We start from the raw sequence: 25,183 nt of genomic DNA on the forward strand, positions 1-25,183 counted from the left end.
AAAGATGTCTAAATCAGCTATCATGCAAGGCAAAGGTCAGTATATCAATGGAATATGGGAAAAAGGCAAAGGAATCACTCTGGAGTCCGTTAATCCATCCTATGGTACCTTGCTTTGGCAAGGAACAAGCGCCACTGAAGAAGAAATTATTGCGGCAAGTCTTGCTGCTCATCAAGCACTTTCAACATGGTCCAATACCCCTTTTGAACAACGTGCTCAATACACCAGGGAATTTGCCCAACAGATTGAAAAAAATCGTGCTCAGCTCGCAGAGTTAATCAGCCTGGAAACTGGAAAACCTTTATGGGAATCTCAGACTGAAGTAACCGCTGTGGTAGGTAAAATCAATTTATCCATACAGGCTTATCAAGAAAGAACCGGATCAAAACAATCAACCACTGCAGAAGCAAATGCCTGTTTGCGTTTCAAACCACAAGGTGTGGTTGTGGTACTGGGAGCATTCAATTTTCCAGCCCATTTAAGTAATGGACATATAGTACCCGCATTACTTGCGGGAAATACCGTTCTCTACAAACCCAGCGAACAAACACCCGCTGTTGCCGAACTGATCATGCAATGCTGGCATAACAGTGGCATACCCGACGGCGTCATTAATTGTTTACAAGGTGATTATCACTGTGGCGTAACACTGCTGTCTCAAGACATTCAGGGTGTTTATTTTACTGGAAGTTATCCTACCGGAAAACGGATACATCAACAATTTGGTGAACGACCGGAAGTGATTCTGGCTCTTGAAATGGGGGGTAATAATCCATTAGTTGTTGATGAGATTGCTGATCTGAACGCGGCAGTTTATCACACCATTCTATCTACCCTGATTACCTCGGGACAACGATGCACCTGTGCTCGACGGGTCATGATACCCAATACACATCAAGGTGATGAATTCCTCCAGCGATTTATTCGAGCGTGTAAATCGGTACAGGTCGGTCCGTTTGATAATCAACCCGAACCTTTTATGGGACCTGTGATAAGCCATGTACAGGCATTGAAGCATCTGCACGCACAAAACCAACTCATTGAAGCAGGTGGAGAATCTTTATTAGCTATGGAGCTGAAGGCAGAATATACAGGCCTGTTATCTCCTGGAATCATTGACATGACTCGCGTCAACAATCCACCTGATGAAGAAATTTTTGCTCCTTTTGTTCAGATATTCAGGTACAACAGTTTTGATGAAGCAATTGAATTAGCCAATCAGACCCGTTATGGTTTAGCCGCTGGATTATTAAGCGACAGTGAAGAGAACTACTTACACTTCTATCAAAAGATTCGTGCGGGATTGATTAACTGGAACAGACCCACTACAGGCGCAGCAAGCAGCCTTCCATTTGGTGGTGTTGGTTGCAGCGGCAATCACAGACCAAGCGCTTACTTTGCTGCTGATTATTGTTCCTACCCTGTTGCCAGTATGGAACAACCCGTTTTATCTACACCGGCGCAGCTTTTACCCGGTATTGTTTTGGAATAACGCATATGAACGTATATGAATTAAATATGGATGGTCTGGTTGGCCCGACTCACCATTACGCCGGTCTTTCTGCAGGTAATATAGCATCTACCACTAATGCCTTAACTCCGTCGAATCCACAGGCGGCAGCCCGACAAGGGTTAGCTAAAATGCGTTTGTTACACAATATGGGTTTAAAGCAAGGCTTATTGCCACCGCATCAACGCCCTAACCTTGATTTGCTTCGACAATTAGGTTTTACCGGATCACCAACAGAGCAAATTAATAAAGCCAATAAAGCAGCCCCTGAGTTACTTAGTGCCTGTTACTCAGCATCAAGCATGTGGTCAGCTAATGCAGCGACGGTTTCAGCAAGTGCAGATACTGCAGATGGTAAGGTACATTTTACGGCAGCCAATTTAGTCAGTAACTTGCATCGACATCAGGAGGCTGACTTCTCCAAAAAACTATTAAATTTTATTTTTGCCAATCCAGAATTCTTTACTCATCATCCAGTATTGCCCCGTTCCAGTGTGACCGGTGATGAAGGCGCTGCAAATCATAATCGTTTGTGTAAAAGTCATGCAGATAAGGGAATCAATCTGTTTGTTTTTGGCAAAAAAGCCTTGGGTTCTAAAATCAATCATCCCGAACCGTCTAAATATCCAGCAAGACAAACTCGTGAAGCATCTGAAGCCATAGCCCGCAGTCATTTATTAAACGCAGATCGGGTTATTTTCGCTTATCAAAATGCAACAGCTGTAGACCAGGGAGTATTCCATAATGATGTGATTGGGGTTGCTAATGAATCTGTATTTCTGCTGCATGAAGAAGCTTTTAGCAATCAGGCACAGGTACTTCAGACATTAAGGGAAAAAGCCGATTTTCCCCTTACTCTGATAGAAATTTCAAATAAAATAATCAGCGTGCAGGATGCAGTAGAGTCCTATCTGTTCAACTCCCAACTGATAAGCCTGCCTAATCAAAAAAGCATGATTTTAATGGCACCTTTTGAATGTCAAAATAATACTAAAGTGAAAAACTGTATTGATGAACTAATTAATGATAACAGCAATCCAATTAACTCCGTACATTACCTTGATCTGAAACAAAGCATGCGTAATGGCGGTGGGCCAGCCTGTCTCAGGCTCCGTGTTCCGTTAAATGAACTTGAAATAGATGCCATGCACCCGGGAGTATTAGTGACGAATCACCTATTGGATGTTTTGGATCAATGGGTTATAAAACACTATAGAACCGAGTTGTTGGCAACAGATCTTGCAGATCCACAATTAATTAATGAAAGCCTGCAGGCATTGGATGAGTTAACTCAAATTTTAAAATTGGGATCTATCTATCCATTTCAATCCTGATTAAAATAGATAGTTTGATCAATTTATTAACTGTTTAAGCGATGGAACGCTATTTTAAATGGTTCTAAATCCATTGATTGCCTGGTATATGTAAGCTGGCAGATTAGATTTGGATCTATAGGGATCACTCTTTAATCACTAATCTGCCATCTCTCTATTGGTCAAATATACAATGAATACAGCATATCATCATCAGATGGATTTTCCTCTTCCTCCACGGTACAGACCTCATAAAGTTCATTGAATTTTGATTCAATCAGTTCTAAATCCAACGCTTGAACCAGTCTCTCATAGTACTCATGATTTTTTGTTTTCTTACTGTATTTTTCCCGCGCTATTGCAAACTCTTCCTTTATCAAATCAAAAGCAAATTGACCATGTTCGATTAAAAATCTTTTAAAATCAGGCATTGCTACTAAAGTTTCTCGTATTTCCTGAATGCGATTCTTCTCATCCGTTATCAATTTATCATGTAGAGTGCTTTCAGGTTCGTTCGCAGAATCAGCAACATTTTGAGCGATATTCAACTCTGCAAATACCCGAAAAACCTCAGGCTCAGTCAATATATACTTCAAAAAAGTTTTATATTTGTGAAAAATAAAAACAGGATGACCCGCTAATAACTTATAATGAGTATTATCGTCAACCGTAAATGAATTTCGCTCAAACTGTTCATATCGTTTTCTAAATTCTGAACCAAGAACATCCATACGATCTTTGAGAACATTAATAAAATAGTCACTAAACTCGAGTATTTTTTCTAACCATTGCTTATCAGGTGAGTCAATACCGGTTAATACTTTAAATAATGGATCTTGAGAAAAAAGTAGAAAATTTGAGCGCAATTCTTGATAATTCTTAAGAAGCGAAGAGAGATAACGCTCTGCGATGTGTAATTGAGCACCAACTGTCCTTGCATCCAGTGGCTTTTCACCTAAATAGAAGAGATCGGCTACTTGGCCTACTTTTTCCAGAAGCCCATTGAATAAAGTTTTAATTTTCTCTTTAACAATTAATTGATCTATGGGCTGATTAGTTATCAATCCATTGATCTGGAGATGAACACCATGAAAAAATTTACTGATTAGTTCATAGTAACTTATATTATTATGTTCTAAATACTCATTTTCAATGTGATTAAATGTGGCCATTATTAAATTAATCGGTATAAGATTGAACAATAAATTGCTTTCAACCAACTCCTTGTCTATAGCTGATAATAGTTCAGTGAGATTAGTTAACAAAATATCTCTTAAATCGGGCTGTTTTGTAGGCCAGTAAAATAAATTAGGCTCATTAATATCAGGGAAATGTTCCATATTATATTCATTACAGGCAAAACTAACATTATCAGGATGTCTGAGTAACTGATTAAACGCATCATGCGGTTGGTAACCATAGGTAATATTTATTTTTGTCCAATCAAAATCTAAAATAACGCCATCCTTTGACGAATCTGAATTATGACCATCCCCTTCTTTAAAGATGTAACGAGTAGTCCAACCTACTCCCAATCCTTTAATCGTACGATAATTATTTAATTCTCTAACAGGTACCGTGTAATGAATACCGTCAATTTCTTCAGTAAGATTCCCCTCACATTGTTTCAGATCAATTCCTTTTGATTTAATTGTTCCATCCAATTGTTCTAATTCTTTAATTGACAATTCTATGGGATCTTTAATCCTTCCAATGGTTTTGAAGGCTTTAAGTTGGCGAATAACCTGGTTTAATTGATAATATTCATTCAAAAAATCAGGTACCCGTACTGCTTGAGCCATTAAATATTCTCTTCTTTGTTTTAAAGCGCTTAATACAGTGTCAATTGAGGACTGCTCAGGATTATTAAGAGAATGCAGCAGAACAGCTCTTGTAGAGTTTTGCGTAGGAGTACTCCTCAACCATGAAGAGACAAAACTCAAAGAAGCATAGTATTTAAATCCTCCCGATGGATTATACCTGTTATACAATTTAAGAAGATTTTCAGTACATAGTATTAAACTCCGTTGCCTGAATTCCGTATCAATTGCCGGGCTACAAATTAAAAGATCTCCGGGACAAAGAGGATCATCATAATTTGAACGAAAACCAACAATTTCTTTTGAACTTACACTGTTTGTTTTACCATTCCGATTAAAATAAGGACGAGTATTAGGAACATACCGTGAGGTAGCTATAAATTGACAAATTGCGCCGCAATAAGCTTCAAGTTCTGCAAGGCCAGTATTATTATGACGTTTTAAATAATAAGAGGAGCGTTGTCCTGGTTCTCTTTCATCTTTGATTTTTCGGACTAATATGACTTTCCTGGACAAAGACTCATCATCCGATTCTATCGGCTGTACCTCCTCGATGCTGCGAGCTCTTGGGGGAAGCACTACATCTTTTTTAACTAATAACGTATCAAGCTTTTCATCCATACGTCTGACTCCCTGTCTGAAAAATATGTTATTTTAGGCTAAACTTTGCAAATTCAACTTAACAGAGGTTTAATAGAAATACAACTAAACAATTAAAAACACTCAATGTTTGGAATTGATAAAAGGATCAACAAACTCATGTGGAAAACAAAACTGGGGCAGTGTATTTATACTTCTCCATCAGGATATAAAGTATTTCAAAACTCTATTTATCGTTGGCTGACTTTAGGTAGCGACGCATTACAGACGGTAATTAATCGACGTAAACCTCAAAATCCAATTTTACATTATCTTCCTGCACTGACGCTTATGGCTCGGAAATATCCTGATAATTGTTGTCTATTAGGTCTGGGTGGTGCGGGCATACCCCATATGCTTAAGAGCATTACACCGAAGCAGTTAATCACTGCTGTAGAATGCAGTGAAGAGGTCATTCAAATCTCCAAAAACTATTTTATGGTAAATCAATTATCCAATCTTGAAATAATCCACCAAAATGCCTGCGAATTTGTTCAAGGCAATTCTTCTTTATACAAGCATCTTATTGTAGATTTATATGATGCTAATCATTTTCCCAAAGAATGTACCACGGATGAATTTTTTATATCGTGTCATAACCGTCTAACAGAAGATGGATTTCTTGCGGTAAATCTGGCTAATTATAAAGAGCAATGGGCGCTCGTCCAGACCATTAAAAAGCAATTTAATCCCGCAATAGTTATACCCATTAAACACTGTGCGAATCTTGTTCTAGTTGCAGCCAAAAATCCAAATAAAGAGCTGTTTATTGAGCAAATTAATGCAACAGGGGAAATAAAAAATATTTCATGGACCCAATCCTGGGGAACCCTTGGCGAATATTAGACATTGTCCACTTAAATAGAGCCCAATTTAAAGAAGATCTATCTCAATCCAATTATATTGGTATCAACTCTATTTACTCACTTTGTTGCTCACTCATATAATTAATTGCGGCGATAAGAGCTTCATCAGAACAATCCTTATTGGGCATATCTGCTTCATTACATAAACCTCCATGATGCATCAAGCCTTTACCCATTTTTACGCTGTAAAGAAGATAATCTATAGGAGTTTTGAAATAAGAGGGATTTTTCTCCGATTCAATTTTTGCTTTATTAAATCGTATTTGCCAGGCATTTTTGTCAAATGCGGCGGGGGCTTTAATTGCGGTAGCTAATTTTGGTGAATGACAATTTTGGCAGGCAATCTCATAGGTTTTTTTTCCCAAATCATTAGAACAAGCCATGGTACTTATTAAAGACAATAACATATACCCCAGTAAGCGTTTCATAGCAGTACCCTATTTTTATTATTATTGTTTTAAGTTTAGGATTATTAATGGAATTATTCCAGTTCAAAAATAACTGTACACATGTGGGACACCTATTGGGCAAGTGTACAATATAGGTCAATAAAGTAGCGCAGTAAAAAAAACCCGGGAGCTCCGGGTTTTAATATGATGTGATAAATCGTGTTCTAGAGAACAATTTAAGGTGACCTGATTTAGATTTCCATTAAATCTTTTTCTTTTACAACGAGAATTGCATCAATTTCAGCAATATATTTATCAGTAAGTTTTTGAATTACTTCAGTTGCACGACGTTCATCATCTTCAGAAATCGCTTTTTCTTTAACTAAATCTTTCAATTGAGAATTTGCGTCTCTTCTAATATTACGAATTGATACCCGTCCCTGTTCACCTTCATTACGTACTACTTTAATCAGTTCTTTACGTCGTTCTTCTGTTAAAGGAGGCATTGGAACACGTATCGCACTTCCTGCTGTAGACGGATTCAAACCCAGGTCAGAAGTCAAAATAGCTTTTTCAATTGCAGCTACCATAGATTTTTCCCATGGAGTAACTGTAATGGTCCTTGAGTCACTGGCGCTAATATTTGCTACTTGGCTTAAAGGAGTTAGAGTTCCGTAATAGTCGACTTGAACATGATCCAACAATCCTGCATTAGCTCTACCAGTACGAATTTTTGACATATCCACATGCAATGATTCAATTGTTTTCTTCATACGCTTTTCTGAGTCTTGTTTTATTTCATTGATCATGATTCGCTCCGACTATAGTACCTACTCGCTCTCCGGTTACAATTCGTTTTAACGCATTAGGAGCAGCCATATCAAAAACCTGTAATGGCATGCCTTGATCCTGGCACAAACAAATTGCTGTAGAGTCCATGACTTCCAAACCCTTGGTTAATACTTCTTTATAAGTTAAATAATCATATCGAACAGCATCTGGATTTTTAAGAGGATCAGCAGAATATACTCCATCCACTTTCGTAGCTTTCAATACAACATCAGCACCTACTTCAATTGCTCTTAAGCAAGCAGCTGTATCCGTTGTAAAAAAAGGATTACCGGTTCCCGCTGCAAAAATCACAACTTGTCCATTTCGTAAATGAGTCATTGCCTTACGTCGATGATAAGAATCAACTACACCCATCATAGGAATGGCTGACATAATACGTGCAGGCAAATCGATTCGCTCCAAGGCATCTCGAATTGCCAAAGCATTCATTACCGTCGCCAACATTCCCATATGATCACCGGTAACCCGCCCTAACCCAGCTTGAGAAAGGGCTTTTCCACGGAATAAATTACCGCCACCAATAACCAAACCTACTTCGACTCCCATTTGAATTAACTCGGCAACATCTCGAGCTAAAGTATCAAGAACAGAAGGATCTATGCCAAATTGCGACTTACCCATTAAGGCTTCGCCGCTAAATTTAAGCAATATGCGTTTGTATTTTAATTTTGGGTGACTTTCATTCATCATGTACGAACCTGAGCCATCACTTCTTCAACAAAATTATCTTCTTTCTTTTCAATACCTTCACCCACTTCATAGCGAATGAAAGAAACCACTTCAGCATTTTTCTCTTTCAGAAGTTGACCAACTTTAACATCGGGATTTTTAACATAAGGTTGACCTAATAAGCTGACTTCATCAATAAATTTATTAATACGTCCTTCAATCATTTTATCAATAATTTCTTGTGGCTTACCGCTTTCTTTAGCTTGAGCTGTGAAAATTTCTCTTTCGTTTTCAATCGCTTCAGCAGATACCTGATCACGATTTACAACGATTGGCTTGCTGGCTGCAATATGCATTGCAATGTCTTTGGCTAATTCTTCTGAACCATTTTTCAAAGCAACCATAACACCAATTCGTGAGCCGTGTAAGTAGTAACCAATAACTCCACCAGCACAACTGATTCGTTCAATTCGTCGTAATTTAATGTTTTCGCCAATTTTTGCAACTAACTGTTGTCTGGCTTGCTCAACTATGACTCCACCCGATAATGTTAAATCGGATAATGCAGCAATATCAGACACAGAACTGTTTAAAGCAGCTTGAGCAACAGCATTTGCAAAGTTGGTGAAGTTCTCATCACGTGCTACGAAATCTGTTTCGCTATTGATTTCTATCATTACTGCGGAACATTCATCTGCAGAACGAGCAACAACAACGATACCTTCAGCAGCGACTCTATCCGCTTTTTTATCTGCTTTAGCCTGACCTGCTTTGCGCATTTCAGTTATAGCCAGCTCTATATCACCGTTAGTCGCAATTAGAAACTTTTTACATTCCATCATGCCTGCGCCTGTGCGCTCACGAAGTTGCATTACTAATCCAGCACTAATTGTTGACATATTCATTTCTCCACATAGCAAAAAGGGGGCTAATTAAAATTAACGCCCCCTTTATTCAAATATTAATTATTCCCCAGCTTTATCAGCTTCATCGGAACCAGTAGCAATTTCTACAAATTCAGAGTCAGAGGACATACCACCAACAGTATTGCTGTTTTTTCCATCCAGAATTGCATCCGCAATGCAGCGAACGTAAATATCTACAGCTCGCATGGAATCATCATTTCCAGGAATCACGTAATCAATATTGTCTGGGCTGTTGTTGGTATCGACAACACCAATAACAGGTATTTTTAACCGACGTGCTTCTTCAACCGCAATGTGTTCAAAACCAACGTCAACTACAAACAGAGCATCAGGTAAACCACCCATGTGTTCGATTCCACCTAAACCACGCTCTAATTTCTCAAGTTCACGGGTCAACATCAATGCTTCTTTCTTGATCATGTCGTTAAACAGACCTTTTTCTTTCATTTCTTTTAATTCTTTCAATCGGAATATAGATTGACGAACTGTTTTATAGTTGGTCAACATACCACCTAACCAACGATGATCAACATAGGGCATGCCACAACGTCTCGCATGTTCACGAATACTGTCTTGTGCTGCTCTCTTCGTTCCAACAAATAATATTTTTGCTTTATTTGATGCCAATCGACCAACATAATTTACCACGTCGCTTAACATAGGCATGGTTTTTTCTAAATTGATGATGTGGATTTTATTTCTTGATCCAAAAATGTACTCACCCATTTTAGGGTTCCAGTACCGGGTTCTGTGACCAAAATGTGCTCCAGCTTCGAGCAGTTCACGCATACTTACATTCATATTATATCTCCAGGGTTATGCCTCCACATTTCCCATACGAAACCCACAAGGGACCCTAACGTACGTGACGAAACGTGTGTGTATTTAAAGCGCGTTATTTATAACATATTGAGGTAATTTCAGCAATGAAATTAATAGATAACACTGTATTTATCTATTCTTTTCGGTCTATACTGCGCCCATCATGGATGGAATGAGCTAATTATACCCACAGGAATATAAATTTAACGAACAAGAGGAAATGATAATGAGTAAGAAACTTATCTGGTTATCGGTAATGACTTTAGCCTTGATTATTGGTCAACCATCTTATGCTTGTCCAGCGGAAAAAAACCCATCCAAACCATGTCATTGTAATGACAGCAATAAAATATCCCAAAATTTAAATTTGACCCCTGATCAAAAAGCGAAAATAAAAGCGATACGCGTTCAGGCCAAAACTCAGTTAAAGTCTAACTACAAACAACTTAAATTGATTCGAGCTCTAATAAATGACCTAATCAAAGCTGAGAAAATTGACGAAGCAAAACTGGATACTTTGATCAATCAAAGAAGTAAAATTAAAGGTGCTCTGTTAAAAAGCCACATCCTGATGCGCCATCAAATCTACACGCTCCTGACCGCTCAACAAAAACAACAATATCAGGAAATAAAAAATAAGCATGAACATCATCACGCATAATGATTCATCTCACTATTTTCATGTTCCTCATGCACTGTTGAATAGCGATTCAACAGTGCAACATCCCTTCCTTGACACTCAATCGAGACAGGCCTAGAATCACCATCAAATTATCACCAGGGGTGCTAAACCGTTAATTGGTTTGGCTGAGAAAAACCCTTTGTACCTGATCTGGATAATACCTGCGAAGGAAGAGTGAACTATGTCGTATTTGAAGTACTGCCATTTATTTTATAAAAAAAAGCCGGATAACAGTTTTTTATCGAGGCTAATTCGTCTTAATCGGAACACCTTACAATCAATTTACGATCATCCATTCAATCAGGAGTTATTCTCAGGAACTCTGCCCCAAGAAAAATTCGGACAGTATTTGCGCGATGATTTTTTATATTTACGTCAATTTTCATCCGCTCTGCATCATATTGCCAAACGAACAATAAAGAGTAATCCCGATTTATCATCACAACTCAACAACCTGGCAGATGATGTAATAAACAATGAACATAAGATGCAGTTACACTATCAAATTCATTTTAATAATTTTAATGAACATCAAATGGGATACGCTGTATCAGAATATTCACAATATTTAGTTAACACATCCACACAAGCCAAGGTACCTGAAGCTCTTTGCAGTATCTTGCCCTGCTTCTGGATATATTACCAACTAGGCACTATGACACAAACATCTACCAGAATTACACCACATCCATATCATGACTGGATAGCCACCTATTCAGGAGCTGAATTCGTACAGGTTACACAAGATCTCGCAGCAACCGTGAATTTAATGGTGGGAGATGCGAATCAAATAAGCCATTCAGAACTGATACGATTTTTTTCCAGATCCGTCGCGTTCGAACTCGATTTTTTTAACGAAATATACTATCCCCAAGTTACTGCAAAACATGTTATAAATTCACTGGGCAAATAAACTTATTATCAACTCAATCAGGAAGAAAACATGTCCTTATCAATGCATCAAATTACCATACCGATATTCATTCGTATGTTTAATAATATATCAATTATTCTTAAAAAAGCCGAAGCTCATTGTGACAAGGAACACATTGATCCTGCTGAATGGCTTAACGCTCGTTTAGCGCCGGATATGTTCCCGTTGGTTCGCCAGATACAAATCGCTACTGATACAGCAAAGGGTTGTGCGTCTCGTCTAGCGGATATTGAAATCCCTGTTTACGCCGATACTGAATCCAGCTTTGCAGAATTGGAAGATCGAATCCAAAAAACCATCCATTTTTTACAAAGCGTCAATTCATCTGATATTGATAGCAGCGAAAACAGGGAAGTGACGTTCAAAACCCAACATCATGAACTTCATTTTAAAGGACTGGATTACGTCACTCATTTTGTTCTGCCAAACTTTTATTTTCATATCAGCATGACCTATGCCATTCTTCGTCACAATGGTCTGGCTATTGGAAAGACAGATTACCTGGGTGCTATCAAATAAATGCTGCCCTAGCTCTGGGCTCACTGCCATTAAATTAAGGTTTTGTTTCCAACTTCACCTTAGTTCCTTTGAGGAAATTAATTTCAGTGAGCTCTGGGGTAATCAAAATACAGTACACGATTGATTTAATTGCATTGTTGTTGTGTCCAACATTCACCATCTAAATTACACAACCTTACTGGCTGGCATATAGGAGCATAGTATCCGACACCGGAAGTGCCAGTGAGTACTGTACCGCCCCAAACTCTATTATTCCAGCCGTTGTTATGCCATACAACACCATTCCATCCACCTACGGCACCATGCCAACCTACAGCATGCCAACCTCCATATGCTGCAGCAGCGGCACTGGCAATAATACACAATGCAAAAACAAGAGTTCGTAACGCATTTTTCTTAACTTTGCTGTTCATGGAATTATCCGTTCGTCATGAAATCTATTGTATTCACCCATAATTATAGTTTATTTTTCAACTAAAATCAGAAGCATCAGTGTTTTACCAATCGGTTTTAGATAAGACGAAATTCTGCTGAAAATTCAGAAAAATTGTAACCACTCTTTAGAAATCGTTCGGACGAAACATCACCGAAAGGGATGCATATAATTTTATTCCCCACGACAGATCAGCAAGGCTATGACAACTATAATAAAAATGAATATTCATTATTATAAAATCAATCCCTATTATAATTGACCACCTCCTCTCAGCTGTTTAGCATTTCTTCACTTCTGCTAATGTCAAAGTCATGGTTAAAACTCAAACTTTTTAATAACCTGCTGGAGAATACATATGATCGAAATTACTAAATCAAGCAAAGAATTACGTAAAGAAATATGGGATTTAGCATATAAGTATAGCTGGTACCCAACCATCGAAAGACTGAATCACATAGTAAAAGGTATAGACAATGATACGCCAACTGAAATTATTATTAAATTGTATGAATATTTGAAAGATTATGATCGGCCTCGTCAATCACATTTATATTCAGATGTTGCCGTACTGTTATTCACTACTTTAGACATACAATTACCTGATAAAGAAATCGGAAGTTGTTGCTTCTTTCCCATACAATCAGTGTTCTTTGAAATTAAATCGTTTGCATCAGCGATGCTTGAGTTAGATAATAAAGTATCTGAATTACAACAGAGTCAACCAGTGCCAGCGATTCATCCTTAGTTATCCTGGAAAGACCGCCTATCATCATAGGTCACCCCAAAATCATCCATACCATTAGGGTCTGTAAACTATTCACTTTCTTAAACACCCACATACTGTTTCCGGACTTCGAAATCTGAATTGTCAACACACCCTAATTAACAAGAGCATTCAAAATCAGATTACCCAACCGGGTAGCATTTACTTTTGCTTTATTCGTTAAAACAACAACTCCAACTTTTTTCTCAGGCGAAAACCCAATAAAGGTATTAAACCCCTGATTCCCTCCATTTTTGGTTATCAGCAGGTTATTTCCACGAATTACTCTCTGCCAGCCTAATCCCATAATAAACTTCGGCCTGACTACAAAAACAGGTTGTTGAGCCAATTTCATGGCGGTTAGCAATTCTGAAGAAGCATCATTTACTTTGATACCCAAATTAGCTTTCATAAAATTCAACATATCAGCTGAAGAGGATCGTAATGCGCCCCCACCTAAATAATTGGCAGGAACGTAATAGGGTGCTTTGTTATTATTATTTCGATAACCCTGTGCCTCATTCACTTTCAAAGATTGTGGAACATTAAAATAGGTATGAGTCATTCCTAAAGGTTCAGAGATGTTTTGAGCTGTTAAAGTAGTTAAAGGAGTCCCGGTAGCTTGTTCCAATATCAGACCTAAAAAACCAAAGCCAATGTTTGAATATTTATATTGCGTACCAATCCGTACCTTGGGATGCCATGATTTTAATTGTTTAATAAACGCTGCTCTGTTACTTCTGGCTACACCAAATTGTTCCATTTGGCGTGGAAAACTTGCAGTATGTGTCGCAAGATTGACTACTTCAACTCGATCTATAGGCAAGCCTTTAGTGTTATTAAGCTGCGGTATATAGTGAGCAACAGAATCAGATAATTTTATCTTACCCTCCTCTACTTCAAGAGCCAGTAATGTACTCACAAATATTTTAGTAATCGAAGCCAATTCAAAAATAGTATCTTTGGTTACTGGAGTTCCTTTTTGTTTATCGGCTACTCCATAGTTATAAAAGTAATCCTGGCCATGATAATAAACAGCTATAGAAACTCCGGGAATCTGATGAGAAGAAATAAATGGTTTTGTAATCGAATGTACCAGGAGGTCTAAATTCTTATCCGCATCTGATTGAGCTGCCGTCACTGCATGACATAATATAAAAATAGAGATGAACAAAATCAACTGTTTAAGTTTCATGAATTGCTCCTCAGGATCAAAAAATTTACCTATGCAGTAGCAAGATAATCTTCACCGTATTGCTCCAGATAATCATTATAGTTACCCAGATAATTCTGTACTCCATATTGTTCCGTAAGAACCAATACGCGTGTTGAAATATTATCAATAAAATAACGATTATGACTTACAAACAAGACAGCGCCTTGAAAAAGTTGAATCGCCTCAATTAATGCATCAATAGACTCCAAATCCAGATGGTTGGTTGGTTCATCAAAAATGAGGACGTTGTGTTTTTCCAATATTAATTTAGCCATGATTAAACGGGCGGATTCGCCCCCGCTTAACAGCCCAATTTTTTTATCTACATCCGTACCTCGAAATAACACTTGCCCCAGAACTTTTCTGATTTCCTGTGACGGAGCGGCAATCTGATCTTCCATCCATTGCAATACTGTTTGTTCAGGTACTAATTGAGTACGGTAATCCTGGGCAAAATAACCAATACTCACCGTGTCATTCCACTCAAATGTGCCTTGATCCGAATGCAACTCATTCAAAAGGATTTTCAACAAAGTTGATTTACCGATGCCGTTCGGTCCAATGATTGCGCATTTATCACTACGCTGGATAGTAAATGAGACGTCTTTTAATAAAACTCGCTCATCAAATCGCTTATGAAGCTGCTCTACCTTAACTACTGATTTACCTGATGGTCTTTTCTGATGAAAATTAAAATACGGTTTGAATATATTGGACTCTTTAATTTCTACCAATTCAATCCGATCAATCATTTTTTGACGTGAAGCAGCTTGACTCGCTTTACTTGCTTTTGCCCCAAATCGATCAACAAAACCTTGTAAGGCTTCAATTCTTTTTTCCTGATTTTTTAATTCACTCTGCTTTAATCGTAAACTTTCTTCCTTTGAATTACAGAATTTATCATAATTCCCCGGATAATCGAGTACGGTATCGTAATCAATATCGAGTATATTCGTCGAGACATTATTAAGAAAACTGCGATCATGAGATATAAATATCAATAACCCTTTAAATTGGGTTTTCAAAAATTCTTCAAGCCATGCAATAGATACGATATCCAGGTGGTTTGTCGGTTCGTCAAGTAACATGATATCCGGTTGTTGATAGAGTACTTGAGCTAATAAAACACGTAATTTATATCCTCCTGATAATGCGCTAAGAGGACCATAATGAAATTTTTCGGCGATACCCAGGCCCAATAATAGCTTCTTGGCAGTGGCTTCTGCTTCATAACCGCCCTGGTTCATGATTATTTCTTCTAATTCACTTAATCGATACCCATCAGCTTCACTAAAAACATCCTTCGAATATAAATTATCCTTTTCGACCAGAGCATCCCATAAGTTTGAATTTCCGCGAATCACTACATCAACAAGTCGATCTTCTTCATAGCGAAAATGGTCCTGTTTTAATATACCAATTTTAAGATTTTTAGCTTTTTCAACGGTACCGTTGGAAGCTTGTTCTTCTCCAGCCAATATTTTCAAAAAAGTCGATTTACCGGTACCGTTTGCTCCGACAACGCCATAACGCTGGGTAGGCAACAAGATTAAGTCCACATTTTGGAATAACGATTTAGGTCCAAACTGCATACTGATATTTTTTACTTCTAACATCTGCCCAGCCTCATTTTATAATCAATGAACAATTCTAACTGATAATCATAACCTGGGTAGCAAACTCGCCTCGTTCACCATGTCCCAACACGTAACTAATCCGTTGCCCTTCTTTTAATTCTTTATATCCAGCAGACTGAATTTCAGAAAAATGAACAAATATCTCTTTTTGACTTTCATCTGGTGTAATGAATCCATATCCTTTAATTTTATTAAAACGATTTACAATTCCTGTATGCATCAATAGTTCCTAATTTTAGCGTCGAATTAAATGAGCAAAATATGCCCATTAAGTACAATTAATTGAGCAAGTTTAACACTATTTAGATATTTTTGCACTGTAATTAAAATGTGATTCAATAAGTTCGGATTTTATTCTCATTTTATCCGTTTAATTAAAGTTATTCCCAATCTTGTCGAGAACGATGATGAAAACCAGAGTACTGATGTCGGCAATAATTCCAACATCAACTTGAAAAGAGTGTCCATAAGGAGATAGTTCAATGAAAACCTTTAAATTTTTACTGGCATTAACAATAATTACATTAAGTTTCAATGCAAGTGCCAACTGGTTATGTATTGTCAATGACGCAAAAGGAAAAGTATTCAACGGTACAGGTCCGGACAGAGCATCCGCCCTGGGAACCGCAATGGAATTATGTTCAGAAGGCTCAGAATTTGCCAAGAATTGCGTGGTTGTTCAATGTACTCAGCAATAATCCTGGGGATATTTAAATGGGGTTGAGCTTTAACCAGAGCTCAACCACTAACATTACATTAAATTATGCTCTGGAAATTTTAAGTTCTCGAACATATAAACTGCTGATAATTTTGAAGTTCCTTCTAAAAAAACAAATTCATCAACATACTCTCCACCACCTTGTTCGCCATCATGAAGAACATAATCAAAATGAAATCGAACGCCATAGCGATTTAGATCGGAATCAACAGAATATCGAGCATGAATTTGTGTATTGGCCTGATTTATTAATGGTAAGAAGGAATCAAAGAATTCCTCAGCCTTAACAGTTCCTCGTGAAGTAGATACAACGATACCATCAGGTTCGAATAATTTTTTCATTTCTTCAGCATTGCCTGATGCCAAATCATCGACATACTGTTTAATGACTTCCTGTCTCGATTTTAATAAGAATGGATCGTCCGTACCAATGGCGGCCATGGACTGATACGATACACCTGTAATCAGCAGGATCAGGGACAAAAGTTTCATTTGCTGCATAAAAATACCTCTGTAATTAATTAAAACAAAAACACTGTAATCTTTAAAATAAATTGTGTAAATCCAGAACAACCTATCCTTGTGATAGGCCAAATCTATATTTAATAATGATAAGATGGCGGTTGGGAGAAAATTTTGATACTTTGCTCAAAGAATCCTGAAACGAAAAAACTGAAGAAATCTCCAAGTTAAGGAATACCCCATGCCAGCCTCTGATATGAATACAACCATTTTAAGCAAGCAGGAAAAAAATTGGATCCTGGAGCAACGCATTACTCGAATCTCGGATCAAAAAGAAGTTTTGATTTATCCAATGGGAGCCGAACGTTATCTGTTCTCAGTTTTATCGGGTGAAAATCCGAAACGTTATAATATTAAAGTCGACATAGAAAATAAAAACATCCTGATCATCCCGGGTTATGGCAATAGCAGCTTTATATTTGCCCAGGCTGGAGCGAAGTCCATTACTGTTTATGATAAGGATCCCGTGACCATTGCCTGGATGAAAGCTTATAAAAAATATTATCATTACAGAGAGTATGATAAAGCTGGGAACCCCTACCCTTCGGTTGGAGAACTATTGACTGCACTCACATGCTGGTATCCGCCTCTGCTTAAATTACCTACAGGACACATTACCCATAGAATTCTTTGGCTTCTGAATCCCAGGTTGTTACGCCGTAATTATATTTTCTATATGTTATCGCTGGTTCGTAACGCCATTCAAAATAAAGATCAAAAACGATACGAATTTGAAAAAAATATCAGCTTTTATGCTGGAGAATTAAAACATCTGATGAATAATAACAATAAACCTGTCTTTGATACGGCTTTCGTTCCTTATTTATTAGGTGTAACTAATGGAATAGAAAAAAAGGAAGAAATCGTTCAATTTATTACGCAATTAATGCAACTGGTACCATCAGGTCATGTTCTGGTAAGCCCCACTCAGAACAACAAGGAATTTTATATTCTAGGACAAACCTATTTTGTCACTACAGAATATCCAACTCTTGCATCCATCCCCGGTCTGGAATCTCTGGTTATCAGTGAAGACAAAGAATGGTTCAAAACCCAGGGTCTCACAGTATTTGCTTTGGAGGGTAAATCCAGCTGAGCGACTATACTCAACTCAATTTATCCTTACAAATGAATATATTGCCAACACCTGGTAAATGAATATCCTCATTAAATCAGCTATACTGTTTCTCTCCTTTTGCATGTGTTAACATTAATATTTTTGGAAAATCGATAATGGCAGTAACAATTAAAACACCTGATGAAATAGAAAAAATGCGTGTCGCAGGTCGACTGGCAGGTGAAGTTCTGGAAATGATCGGGCCTTATGTAAAAGAAGGAATTAGCACCGATGAACTGAATACCTTATGTCATGACTACATCGTTAATGTCCAAAAGGCAATTCCTGCGCCATTAAATTACAACGGTTTTCCCAAATCTATATGTACCTCAATCAACCATGTAGTCTGTCACGGAATTCCTGGTAAAAAAACGTTAAAAGATGGGGACATCATCAATATTGACATCACTGTAATTAAAGACGGATACCATGGTGATACCAGTAAAATGTTTATTGTTGGCGAGCCATCCATCAAAGCAAAACACGTAGTCCAAATCGCTCATGATTGCCTGTTCATTGGAATAGATATGGTTAAACCCGGAGTACAGCTGGGTGACATTGGCCATGCAATTCAACAGCATGCTGAAAAAAATCGCTGTTCTGTAGTGCGAGATTACTGCGGTCATGGAATTGGTCGAGTGTTTCATGAAGATCCACAAGTATTACATTATGGTGTGCCTGGTACCGGTATGAAACTGGAACCTGGAATGACATTTACTATTGAGCCTATGGTGAATGTTGGTAAATACCATACGCGTTTATTGCCCGATCACTGGACCGTAGTTACAAAAGATCATAGCCTTTCTGCTCAATGGGAACATACCTTGCTTGTTACAGATAACGGTGTAGAAATTTTGACTCTGCGTAATGAAGAACGATAATCGTACCATTAAAAATATTATTAAACAGTTCAAGGATGAACTGTGTGATGAATTCAGACAAAAAGCCAATATTATTTCCATTACCCGCAAATTGGCTGCATTTATTGATACCCTTCTAATAGACCTCTTTACTAAAAATCAAATGGATCAAGGCGATCATTTTTGCCTGCTTGCTTTGGGAAGTTATGGGCGCAGAGAGCTTCAACTCCATTCCGATATTGATTTACTCATTCTGCATACCGATAAAATATCAAAAGCTCAATTGCAGAAGGCACAAACGTTTATACAGGATTGCTGGGATGTTGGTTTGGAAGTAAGCCATCAAATTACCAGTGTAAATTCCTGCGCTGAACTAGCCAGCAAGGATTTAACCGTTATCTCTACCCTTATGGATATGTTTCTGATTTGCGGCAAAGGAACATTAATGGAGGAATTAAATTACCAAATTCATCCTCTTCACATGTGGCCTAGCAATGAATATTTTTATGCCAAGGAGCAAGAACAAAAAAATCGTTATGCAAAATATGGAGAAACAGCCTATAACCTTGAGCCCAATATTAAATACGGACCAGGAGGTTTACGGGATCTTCAAATACTCCTCAGTATTGGCAAACGTCACTTCAATGTGAAAAAGCTGGCTGACGGTATCGGATATGGATTTATTACAGAAAAAGAGTATGAAAAACTCATGTATTGCCAACACTTCCTCTGGAGAGTACGCTTTGCTTTGCATATGCTCGCGGAGAAAGCAGAGGAACGCTTATCCTTCGATTATCAGGTTAAATTAGCTCAGGTTTTTGGTTATCAGGATCAACCGCATTCATTGGCAATCGAACAATTTATGAAAGATTACTTTAAAGTCATTAAACGTAATCGCGAATTAAATGAAATGCTCCTGCAATGGTTTGAAGAGACGATTGCTCATCATCAAAAACAAAAAATTATTCACCTTGATAATGAATTCCAACTATCTAATAACTATATTGAAGTTCGTCATACCCAGGTATTCAAACATCGCCCCTATTCCATTCTTAAACTCTTTCTCTGGATAGCGAAACGTCCTGACATTGAAGGAGTACGAGCCAGTACAATCAGATTAATAAGGGAATCATTATTTTTAATGAGTAAACGATTTCGAGACTCACCTGAAGCAACACAAATTTTTATCAGCATTCTCAGAACAGGTAATGATCCCTATGAAGCCTTGCAGCGAATGAATCGATATGGTGTATTAGCTCATTATCTTGATTGTTTCGCCACAGTTACCGGACAAATGCAATATGATTTATTTCATGTTTATACAGTAGATCAACATACACTTTTTGTTATTCGCAACATTTCTCGTTTCAAGCAAGATGCCTTTATAAAACAATTCCCGCTCTGCGCCAAAATTATGCCAACCCTTGATAAACCGGAAATTTTGTATTTAAGTGCATTATTTCATGACATTGCCAAAGGTCGAGGAGGAGATCATTCCGAGTTGGGTGCTATTGAAGCGCAATTATTCACCGAAAGACATCTGATCAATAGAGAAGACAGTGACTTATTGATTTGGTTGGTACGATATCATTTATTAATGTCACAAACGGCTCAACGGCAGGATATATATGATCCCAAAACCATTGAGCATTTTTGTCAACTCCTCCCTCAACCTCGGTATCTGGATTATTTGTATTTACTGACCGTCGCTGACATATGCGGAACCAACCCTACACTATGGAATGCCTGGAAAGACTCATTATTAAAAGAACTCTATCGTGCTGCAAAACACATGTTGCACAAAGAACAAGAGCTGATGGATGAAACCGAACTCATTAATACTCGTAAACAACTCGCACGGGATATACTGATTTCAGAACACATTTCAGATGAATCCATTCAACAACTCTGGAGTCAATTTAAGAGTAAATATTTTCTTCATGAATCACCTGAGGTTATCGCACGTCATACCCGAGCAATTCTGTCCTGCAAACAATTTCCCTTGGTCATGATCATGCCTCATCATAGCCAGGGAGGAACAGAAGTATTTATATATACACCCCATAGAGATGAGCGGTTTACGATCACCACCACTGTTCTGAGTAATCATCATGTAACCATTCAGGAAGCAGCAATTACAACCTGCGATAATCAATTTGACCTGGATACCTATATTATTTTAGATGAACAGAACCAGGCATTTTTTGATGAAGAACGATCAAATGACATCCAAAAGGCTTTATGTATCCATCTTGCAGACAAAGACCATCTTCCTCCGGTTACTCGAAAAAGACTCTCCAGAGTACTCGCTCATTTTAATGTCAAAACACAAATTAACTACAGCGAAGATAATCTGAATCACCACACTCGTCTATTCCTGGTAACTAATGACAGACCCGGTTTACTGGCAGCCATTAGTAGAGTTTTTCTAAGTTTAAACATCCATTTACATAATGCGAAAATTGCAACAGCTGGAGAACGGGTCGAAGATATGTTTTATATTACTAACCATCAAGGTCAGCCATTATCTAGCGAAGAAAAAGAAGAGCTACGGCAAAAATTAGTTCAGGACTTAGCCAGTACTAAATAGCTAATGAAATTATTCCCTAATCAGATTTTTTTAGCCAACGATCTCCTGAAATCAGTTTATTGCCTGCTTTTGGAGATCATCAGGTTTAGGATATAACAACTCCCATAATTTTTAAAAGTTAGTTACATACATTGTAATAATATGATTTTATTCATTATTTTAATAATGAATTTACTCCTCTTCCCATTCGGTTTTAGATGCATAGCACATTTATTACAAAAAAGAACCATTTCAATAATAATATCAAAGATATAGGTCTATAATTTATATATGTAGTGGAGGTTTTGAAACTATATGAATAATTATAATAAGTTAATTATTACATCAGTATTAGAACCTGAGTTGATTCAGCTCTTGATGAACTTTGCCCCAAGTTCACTGATGGACATAATGATTCAACTCTCTAAAATAATTGAAATCAGTAAAGAGTCCTTTATAAATCCTATTGATACAGAACAAAATCAGAAAATTGAATCCTATATTGAATCTTTAAATTCCACAGCCTCAGGTATTGAAACGCTTAGCTCAGGTTTTGGCCCTTTGGTATATGTACCTTTAATTAATGCGTTCCACTCACCCGGTGTTGATACATTTTTTTCTATTTCAACATTAAATCCAGGCTCCGCAAACACCACTGATTATGTGAGTCCACAAGTATTTTTTTATAAATTACCAACCGAAATTCCCTCTTTGACAGACATAATACCCCCTACGCCTGGCCCAGCCCCAGAGACCCTATATACCTTATCGGCATGGGTTGAAATCGATCAAAACTATAATTTATTTAAAGATACAACAGCGAGAGATACCACATCATTTACTCAATACTCAGTTGGTGGGCAAATTATTAACTATGTTATTACCGATTTACAGGTACACTTTAGTTCTCCAGATGAATGGGGAACTATCAAAGACATACTTTTTACTGGTGATGCTTTTGATCTCGGCGGAAAAGAACTGTCCTTTACCAATTTTAAAGCCGTACATGTCGCGATGTTTGATTCACTACTCTATGATCATTTAACCAAGATAGGTTTAAATCTCTCAATAGATGGCGCAAAAGAAGGATCCGTTAAAGCCACCTCAGTAAATGATTATATTATCATCTATCACTCCAGTAATGATGATGGAACTCCGGGAGTATTTCAAATCGATACGTTAGCGGGTGACGATATGATTTATATCAAGCCTTCCCAGTTTATTTATACCGTCAACGGCATCCCCAATATTAACTCCGGTTTTGACATCATCAATCACATTGATACAGACAGTGGAAATGATTTTGTCGACAGCTCCACCTCTTTAAGCCAGAACAACATCAATTTAGGTCAGGGATCAGATATCGCCCTTGGTGGGGGTGGTAATGATGTTATTTCAGGTGGCGACGGAGATGATGTGATCATGGGTGGCTCAGGTAACGATCACATTGATGGTAATAACGATAATGATTCTGTTTTTGGAGATGATGGAAATGACTTTCTAGAGGGAGGAAATGGAAATGACGCTCTTAATGGTGGAGAAGGATCAGATACTATTTCAGGTAATAATGATGACGATATTATTGATGGTGGATTAGGAAACGATTTTCTTGCTGGAAATAATGGTAATGATATCCTGAGTGGTAATGAAAATGATGATAATATCCTAGGCAATGACGGCGATGATATCATCTATGGAGGTGATGGAAACGACTTTATAGAAGGTGGACAAGGTATTAATACCATGGATGGAGGTGCAGGTAACGATACGTTCAAAGTAAATGCAGGTGAGTCAGGGGTAAATACCTTCCAGGGTGGTACTGGAACAGATCAAATAATCGCTGCAACCAACGCAACCGTTTTTTTAAGTACCACTTATAGTGCAGCAAATTCCATTGAACAAATAAACGGCGCGCTCAACCCCAGTACCAATATTATTCAAGGCCAGGATGTTGCCAATAACTGGGATTTTTCTACTACTACCCTCAGCAACATTGATGCCATCGAAACCGGTAGTAGTAACGACACAGTTATTGGTTCAGCAGGAAATGATACCATCGACGGAGGATTGGGGAATGATACCCTGAGAGGCGGTAACGGCAATGATCAGCTGTTTGGCAATGACGGTGATGATTCCATTTTCGGTGACAATAATGATGATATTATTGAGGGTGGAAATGGTACTAATACTATGGATGGAGGCGCAGGCAACGACACCTTTAGAGTGAACGCTGGTGAATCAGGAGTCAATACCTTCCAGGGCGGTACAGGTACGGATCAAATAGCTGCCTTGACCAATGCAACCGTTTTTTTAAGTTCCACTTATAGCGTGGCGAATTCCATAGAACAAATCAACGGTTCAATCAACCCCAGTATCAACATCATTCAAGGCCAAGATGGTGTTAATGAAAACTGGAATTTTTCTACTACTGCCCTCAGCAACATTGATGCCATTCAAACAGGCAGTGGTAACGACACAGTCACCGGTTCAACAGGAAATGATACCATTGATGGAGGCCTGGGTAATGATACCCTGAGAGGCGGTAACGGCAACGATCTACTATATGGCAACGACGGTGATGATTCTATTTTCGGTGACAATAATGATGACATTATTGAAGGTGGAAATGGTACCAATACTATGGATGGAGGCGCAGGAAACGACACCTTTAGAGTGAATGCCGGTGAATCCGGGGTCAATACCTTCCAGGGCGGTACAGGTACGGATCAAATAATTGCAACAACCAATGCAACCGTCTTTTTAAGTTCCACTTTCAGCGCAACAAATTCCATTGAACAAATCAATGGCGCGAGCAATCCCAGTACCAACATCATTCAAGGCCAGGATGGAGTCAATGAGAACTGGAGTTTTTCCACTACTGCATTAACAAATATTGATGCCATCCAAACAGGCAGTGGTAACGATACCGTCACCGGTTCCACAGGAAATGATACCATTGATGGAGGTCTGGGTAATGATACCCTGAGAGGAGGTAACGGCAACGATATGCTGTATGGCAACGACGGCGATGATTCCATTTTCGGTGACAATAATGATGACATTATTGAAGGTGGAAATGGTACCAATACCATGGATGGGGGCGCAGGCAATGACACCTTTAGAGTGAATGCAGGTGAATCCGGAGTCAATACCTTCCAGGGCGGTACAGGTACGGATCAAATAATTGCAGGAACCAATGCAACCGTCTTTTTAAGTACTACTTATAGCGCAGCGAATTTCATAGAACAAATCAATGGCGCCAGCAACCCCAGTACCAACATCATTCAAGGCCGGGATGGAGTCAATGAGAACTGGAATTTTTCGACTACTGCATTAACAAATATTGATGCCATCCAAACAGGCAGTGGTAACGATACCGTCACCGGTTCCACAGGAAATGATAC

At 38.1% G+C, this 25,183-nt stretch carries 23 protein-coding genes and 1 riboswitch; of the genes, 12 read left to right on the forward strand and 11 right to left on the reverse strand.

The window, feature by feature from the left end; translation table 11 throughout:
• The first annotated feature begins 4 nt into the window (after positions 1-4).
• Positions 5-1,492 carry a succinylglutamate-semialdehyde dehydrogenase gene (astD, locus tag Lqua_RS06635; RefSeq protein WP_058473487.1) on the forward strand — a complete coding sequence of 496 codons (1,488 nt, stop codon included), beginning with the start codon at positions 5-7 and terminating at the stop codon, positions 1,490-1,492.
• A gap of 5 nt (positions 1,493-1,497) precedes the next feature.
• Positions 1,498-2,844 (forward strand): N-succinylarginine dihydrolase, encoded by a 1,347-nt coding sequence (gene astB / locus Lqua_RS06640; protein WP_058473488.1) that lies wholly within the window; start codon positions 1,498-1,500, stop codon positions 2,842-2,844.
• Positions 2,845-3,005: 161 nt separating this feature from the next.
• Here the strand turns inward: astB and Lqua_RS06645 are convergent, their stop codons facing one another.
• Positions 3,006-5,264: a hypothetical protein gene (locus Lqua_RS06645; RefSeq protein WP_058473489.1), complete on the reverse strand. Its 2,259-nt coding sequence runs from the start codon at positions 5,262-5,264 to the stop codon at positions 3,006-3,008.
• A gap of 138 nt (positions 5,265-5,402) precedes the next feature.
• Between Lqua_RS06645 and Lqua_RS06650 the strand changes: the two genes are divergently transcribed.
• Complete coding sequence (locus Lqua_RS06650; RefSeq protein WP_058473490.1) at positions 5,403-6,128, forward strand: spermidine synthase; 726 nt, start codon at positions 5,403-5,405, stop codon at positions 6,126-6,128.
• Between the two features lie 73 nt (positions 6,129-6,201).
• Here Lqua_RS06650 and Lqua_RS06655 read toward each other — a convergent pair whose 3' ends face one another.
• The 5 genes from Lqua_RS06655 to rpsB form a co-directional block, all read right to left on the reverse strand.
• Complete coding sequence (locus Lqua_RS06655) at positions 6,202-6,576, reverse strand: c-type cytochrome (protein WP_058473491.1); 375 nt, start codon at positions 6,574-6,576, stop codon at positions 6,202-6,204.
• Between the two features lie 212 nt (positions 6,577-6,788).
• Positions 6,789-7,346, reverse strand: a complete 558-nt coding sequence (gene frr, locus Lqua_RS06660; RefSeq protein WP_058473492.1) for a ribosome recycling factor — start codon at positions 7,344-7,346, stop codon at positions 6,789-6,791.
• The gene (pyrH, locus tag Lqua_RS06665; RefSeq protein ID WP_058473493.1) at positions 7,336-8,079 is read right to left on the reverse strand and encodes a UMP kinase; all 744 of its coding nucleotides are present in this window, start codon (positions 8,077-8,079) and stop codon (positions 7,336-7,338) included. The genes frr and pyrH overlap by 11 nt, the downstream gene beginning before the upstream one ends.
• On the reverse strand, positions 8,076-8,957 hold the full coding sequence (gene tsf, locus Lqua_RS06670; protein ID WP_058473494.1) for a translation elongation factor Ts: 882 nt from the start codon (positions 8,955-8,957) through the stop codon (positions 8,076-8,078). The genes pyrH and tsf overlap by 4 nt, the downstream gene beginning before the upstream one ends.
• A 66-nt stretch (positions 8,958-9,023) precedes the next feature.
• A complete protein-coding gene (gene rpsB / locus Lqua_RS06675) occupies positions 9,024-9,785 on the reverse strand; it encodes a 30S ribosomal protein S2 (RefSeq protein WP_058473495.1) in 762 nt (253 codons plus the stop codon).
• A 247-nt stretch (positions 9,786-10,032) separates the two neighbouring features.
• Between rpsB and Lqua_RS06680 the strand changes: the two genes are divergently transcribed.
• From Lqua_RS06680 to Lqua_RS06690, 3 genes are all read left to right on the forward strand, one after another.
• Complete coding sequence (locus Lqua_RS06680; RefSeq protein ID WP_058473496.1) at positions 10,033-10,467, forward strand: Spy/CpxP family protein refolding chaperone; 435 nt, start codon at positions 10,033-10,035, stop codon at positions 10,465-10,467.
• 108 nt (positions 10,468-10,575) lie between these two features.
• A riboswitch (TPP riboswitch) is annotated at positions 10,576-10,678 on the forward strand.
• Positions 10,670-11,401 carry a TenA family protein gene (locus tag Lqua_RS06685; RefSeq protein ID WP_058473497.1) on the forward strand — a complete coding sequence of 244 codons (732 nt, stop codon included), beginning with the start codon at positions 10,670-10,672 and terminating at the stop codon, positions 11,399-11,401. (Overlaps the previous riboswitch by 9 nt.)
• A 30-nt stretch (positions 11,402-11,431) precedes the next feature.
• On the forward strand, positions 11,432-11,941 hold the full coding sequence (locus Lqua_RS06690; protein ID WP_058473498.1) for a DUF1993 domain-containing protein: 510 nt from the start codon (positions 11,432-11,434) through the stop codon (positions 11,939-11,941).
• Between the two features lie 125 nt (positions 11,942-12,066).
• Here Lqua_RS06690 and Lqua_RS06695 read toward each other — a convergent pair whose 3' ends face one another.
• Complete coding sequence (locus tag Lqua_RS06695; protein WP_058473499.1) at positions 12,067-12,354, reverse strand: hypothetical protein; 288 nt, start codon at positions 12,352-12,354, stop codon at positions 12,067-12,069.
• Between the two features lie 378 nt (positions 12,355-12,732).
• Here Lqua_RS06695 and Lqua_RS06700 point away from each other — a divergent pair, with 378 nt between their 5' ends.
• The gene (locus Lqua_RS06700; RefSeq protein WP_058473500.1) at positions 12,733-13,122 is read left to right on the forward strand and encodes a hypothetical protein; all 390 of its coding nucleotides are present in this window, start codon (positions 12,733-12,735) and stop codon (positions 13,120-13,122) included.
• 133 nt (positions 13,123-13,255) lie between these two features.
• On the opposite strand, the gene Lqua_RS06705 is transcribed toward Lqua_RS06700, so the two are convergent.
• Genes Lqua_RS06705 through Lqua_RS06715 form a run of 3 tightly spaced genes read right to left on the reverse strand, consistent with a single transcriptional unit; the run spans position 13,256 to position 16,213 of the window.
• Positions 13,256-14,335 (reverse strand): serine hydrolase, encoded by a 1,080-nt coding sequence (locus Lqua_RS06705; RefSeq protein ID WP_058473501.1) that lies wholly within the window; start codon positions 14,333-14,335, stop codon positions 13,256-13,258.
• Positions 14,336-14,364: 29 nt separating this feature from the next.
• Positions 14,365-15,972 carry an ABC-F family ATP-binding cassette domain-containing protein gene (locus Lqua_RS06710; protein WP_058473502.1) on the reverse strand — a complete coding sequence of 536 codons (1,608 nt, stop codon included), beginning with the start codon at positions 15,970-15,972 and terminating at the stop codon, positions 14,365-14,367.
• A gap of 34 nt (positions 15,973-16,006) precedes the next feature.
• On the reverse strand, positions 16,007-16,213 hold the full coding sequence (locus Lqua_RS06715) for a cold-shock protein (RefSeq protein ID WP_058473503.1): 207 nt from the start codon (positions 16,211-16,213) through the stop codon (positions 16,007-16,009).
• A gap of 262 nt (positions 16,214-16,475) precedes the next feature.
• On the opposite strand from Lqua_RS06715, the gene Lqua_RS06720 reads away from it, so the two are divergent.
• Positions 16,476-16,691: a hypothetical protein gene (locus Lqua_RS06720; RefSeq protein WP_058473504.1), complete on the forward strand. Its 216-nt coding sequence runs from the start codon at positions 16,476-16,478 to the stop codon at positions 16,689-16,691.
• Positions 16,692-16,744: 53 nt separating this feature from the next.
• Here Lqua_RS06720 and Lqua_RS06725 read toward each other — a convergent pair whose 3' ends face one another.
• Entirely contained in the window at positions 16,745-17,212 is a 468-nt protein-coding gene (locus Lqua_RS06725; RefSeq protein WP_133141084.1) for a nuclear transport factor 2 family protein, read from the reverse strand.
• A 202-nt stretch (positions 17,213-17,414) separates the two neighbouring features.
• Between Lqua_RS06725 and Lqua_RS06730 the strand changes: the two genes are divergently transcribed.
• The 4 genes from Lqua_RS06730 to Lqua_RS18165 form a co-directional block, all read left to right on the forward strand.
• The gene (locus Lqua_RS06730) at positions 17,415-18,329 is read left to right on the forward strand and encodes an ABC transporter permease (RefSeq protein WP_115148716.1); all 915 of its coding nucleotides are present in this window, start codon (positions 17,415-17,417) and stop codon (positions 18,327-18,329) included.
• A gap of 137 nt (positions 18,330-18,466) precedes the next feature.
• A complete protein-coding gene (gene map, locus Lqua_RS06735; protein ID WP_058473506.1) occupies positions 18,467-19,231 on the forward strand; it encodes a type I methionyl aminopeptidase in 765 nt (254 codons plus the stop codon).
• Positions 19,218-21,800 (forward strand): [protein-PII] uridylyltransferase, encoded by a 2,583-nt coding sequence (glnD, locus tag Lqua_RS06740; RefSeq protein ID WP_058473507.1) that lies wholly within the window; start codon positions 19,218-19,220, stop codon positions 21,798-21,800. The genes map and glnD overlap by 14 nt, the downstream gene beginning before the upstream one ends.
• 294 nt (positions 21,801-22,094) lie before the next feature.
• The coding region (locus Lqua_RS18165) for a beta strand repeat-containing protein (RefSeq protein WP_274519355.1) at positions 22,095-25,183 on the forward strand (3,089 nt) is incomplete at its 3' end.

The organism is Legionella quateirensis, from assembly GCF_001467955.1.
Taxonomy (GTDB): domain Bacteria; phylum Pseudomonadota; class Gammaproteobacteria; order Legionellales; family Legionellaceae; genus Legionella; species Legionella quateirensis.

Excerpts from the sequence above, each read along its gene's own strand:
- Lqua_RS06725 (WP_133141084.1), bottom strand. The coding sequence starts at position 17,212 with ATGCAGCAAATGAAACTTTTGTCCCTGATCCTGCTGATTACAGGTGTA.
- Lqua_RS06680 (WP_058473496.1), top strand. The coding sequence starts at position 10,033 with ATGAGTAAGAAACTTATCTGGTTATCGGTAATGACTTTAGCCTTGATT.
- Lqua_RS06645 (WP_058473489.1), bottom strand. The coding sequence starts at position 5,264 with ATGGATGAAAAGCTTGATACGTTATTAGTTAAAAAAGATGTAGTGCTT.
- Lqua_RS06705 (WP_058473501.1), bottom strand. The coding sequence starts at position 14,335 with ATGAAACTTAAACAGTTGATTTTGTTCATCTCTATTTTTATATTATGT.
- astD (WP_058473487.1), top strand. The coding sequence starts at position 5 with ATGTCTAAATCAGCTATCATGCAAGGCAAAGGTCAGTATATCAATGGA.
- Lqua_RS06730 (WP_115148716.1), top strand. The coding sequence starts at position 17,415 with ATGCCAGCCTCTGATATGAATACAACCATTTTAAGCAAGCAGGAAAAA.
- Lqua_RS06690 (WP_058473498.1), top strand. The coding sequence starts at position 11,432 with ATGTCCTTATCAATGCATCAAATTACCATACCGATATTCATTCGTATG.
- astB (WP_058473488.1), top strand. The coding sequence starts at position 1,498 with ATGAACGTATATGAATTAAATATGGATGGTCTGGTTGGCCCGACTCAC.
- Lqua_RS06650 (WP_058473490.1), top strand. The coding sequence starts at position 5,403 with ATGTGGAAAACAAAACTGGGGCAGTGTATTTATACTTCTCCATCAGGA.
- map (WP_058473506.1), top strand. The coding sequence starts at position 18,467 with ATGGCAGTAACAATTAAAACACCTGATGAAATAGAAAAAATGCGTGTC.
- frr (WP_058473492.1), bottom strand. The coding sequence starts at position 7,346 with ATGATCAATGAAATAAAACAAGACTCAGAAAAGCGTATGAAGAAAACA.
- Lqua_RS06685 (WP_058473497.1), top strand. The coding sequence starts at position 10,670 with ATGTCGTATTTGAAGTACTGCCATTTATTTTATAAAAAAAAGCCGGAT.
- Lqua_RS06695 (WP_058473499.1), bottom strand. The coding sequence starts at position 12,354 with ATGAACAGCAAAGTTAAGAAAAATGCGTTACGAACTCTTGTTTTTGCA.
- Lqua_RS06710 (WP_058473502.1), bottom strand. The coding sequence starts at position 15,972 with ATGTTAGAAGTAAAAAATATCAGTATGCAGTTTGGACCTAAATCGTTA.
- Lqua_RS06655 (WP_058473491.1), bottom strand. The coding sequence starts at position 6,576 with ATGAAACGCTTACTGGGGTATATGTTATTGTCTTTAATAAGTACCATG.
- Lqua_RS06715 (WP_058473503.1), bottom strand. The coding sequence starts at position 16,213 with ATGCATACAGGAATTGTAAATCGTTTTAATAAAATTAAAGGATATGGA.
- tsf (WP_058473494.1), bottom strand. The coding sequence starts at position 8,957 with ATGTCAACAATTAGTGCTGGATTAGTAATGCAACTTCGTGAGCGCACA.
- rpsB (WP_058473495.1), bottom strand. The coding sequence starts at position 9,785 with ATGAATGTAAGTATGCGTGAACTGCTCGAAGCTGGAGCACATTTTGGT.
- pyrH (WP_058473493.1), bottom strand. The coding sequence starts at position 8,079 with ATGATGAATGAAAGTCACCCAAAATTAAAATACAAACGCATATTGCTT.
- Lqua_RS06700 (WP_058473500.1), top strand. The coding sequence starts at position 12,733 with ATGATCGAAATTACTAAATCAAGCAAAGAATTACGTAAAGAAATATGG.
- glnD (WP_058473507.1), top strand. The coding sequence starts at position 19,218 with ATGAAGAACGATAATCGTACCATTAAAAATATTATTAAACAGTTCAAG.
- Lqua_RS06720 (WP_058473504.1), top strand. The coding sequence starts at position 16,476 with ATGAAAACCTTTAAATTTTTACTGGCATTAACAATAATTACATTAAGT.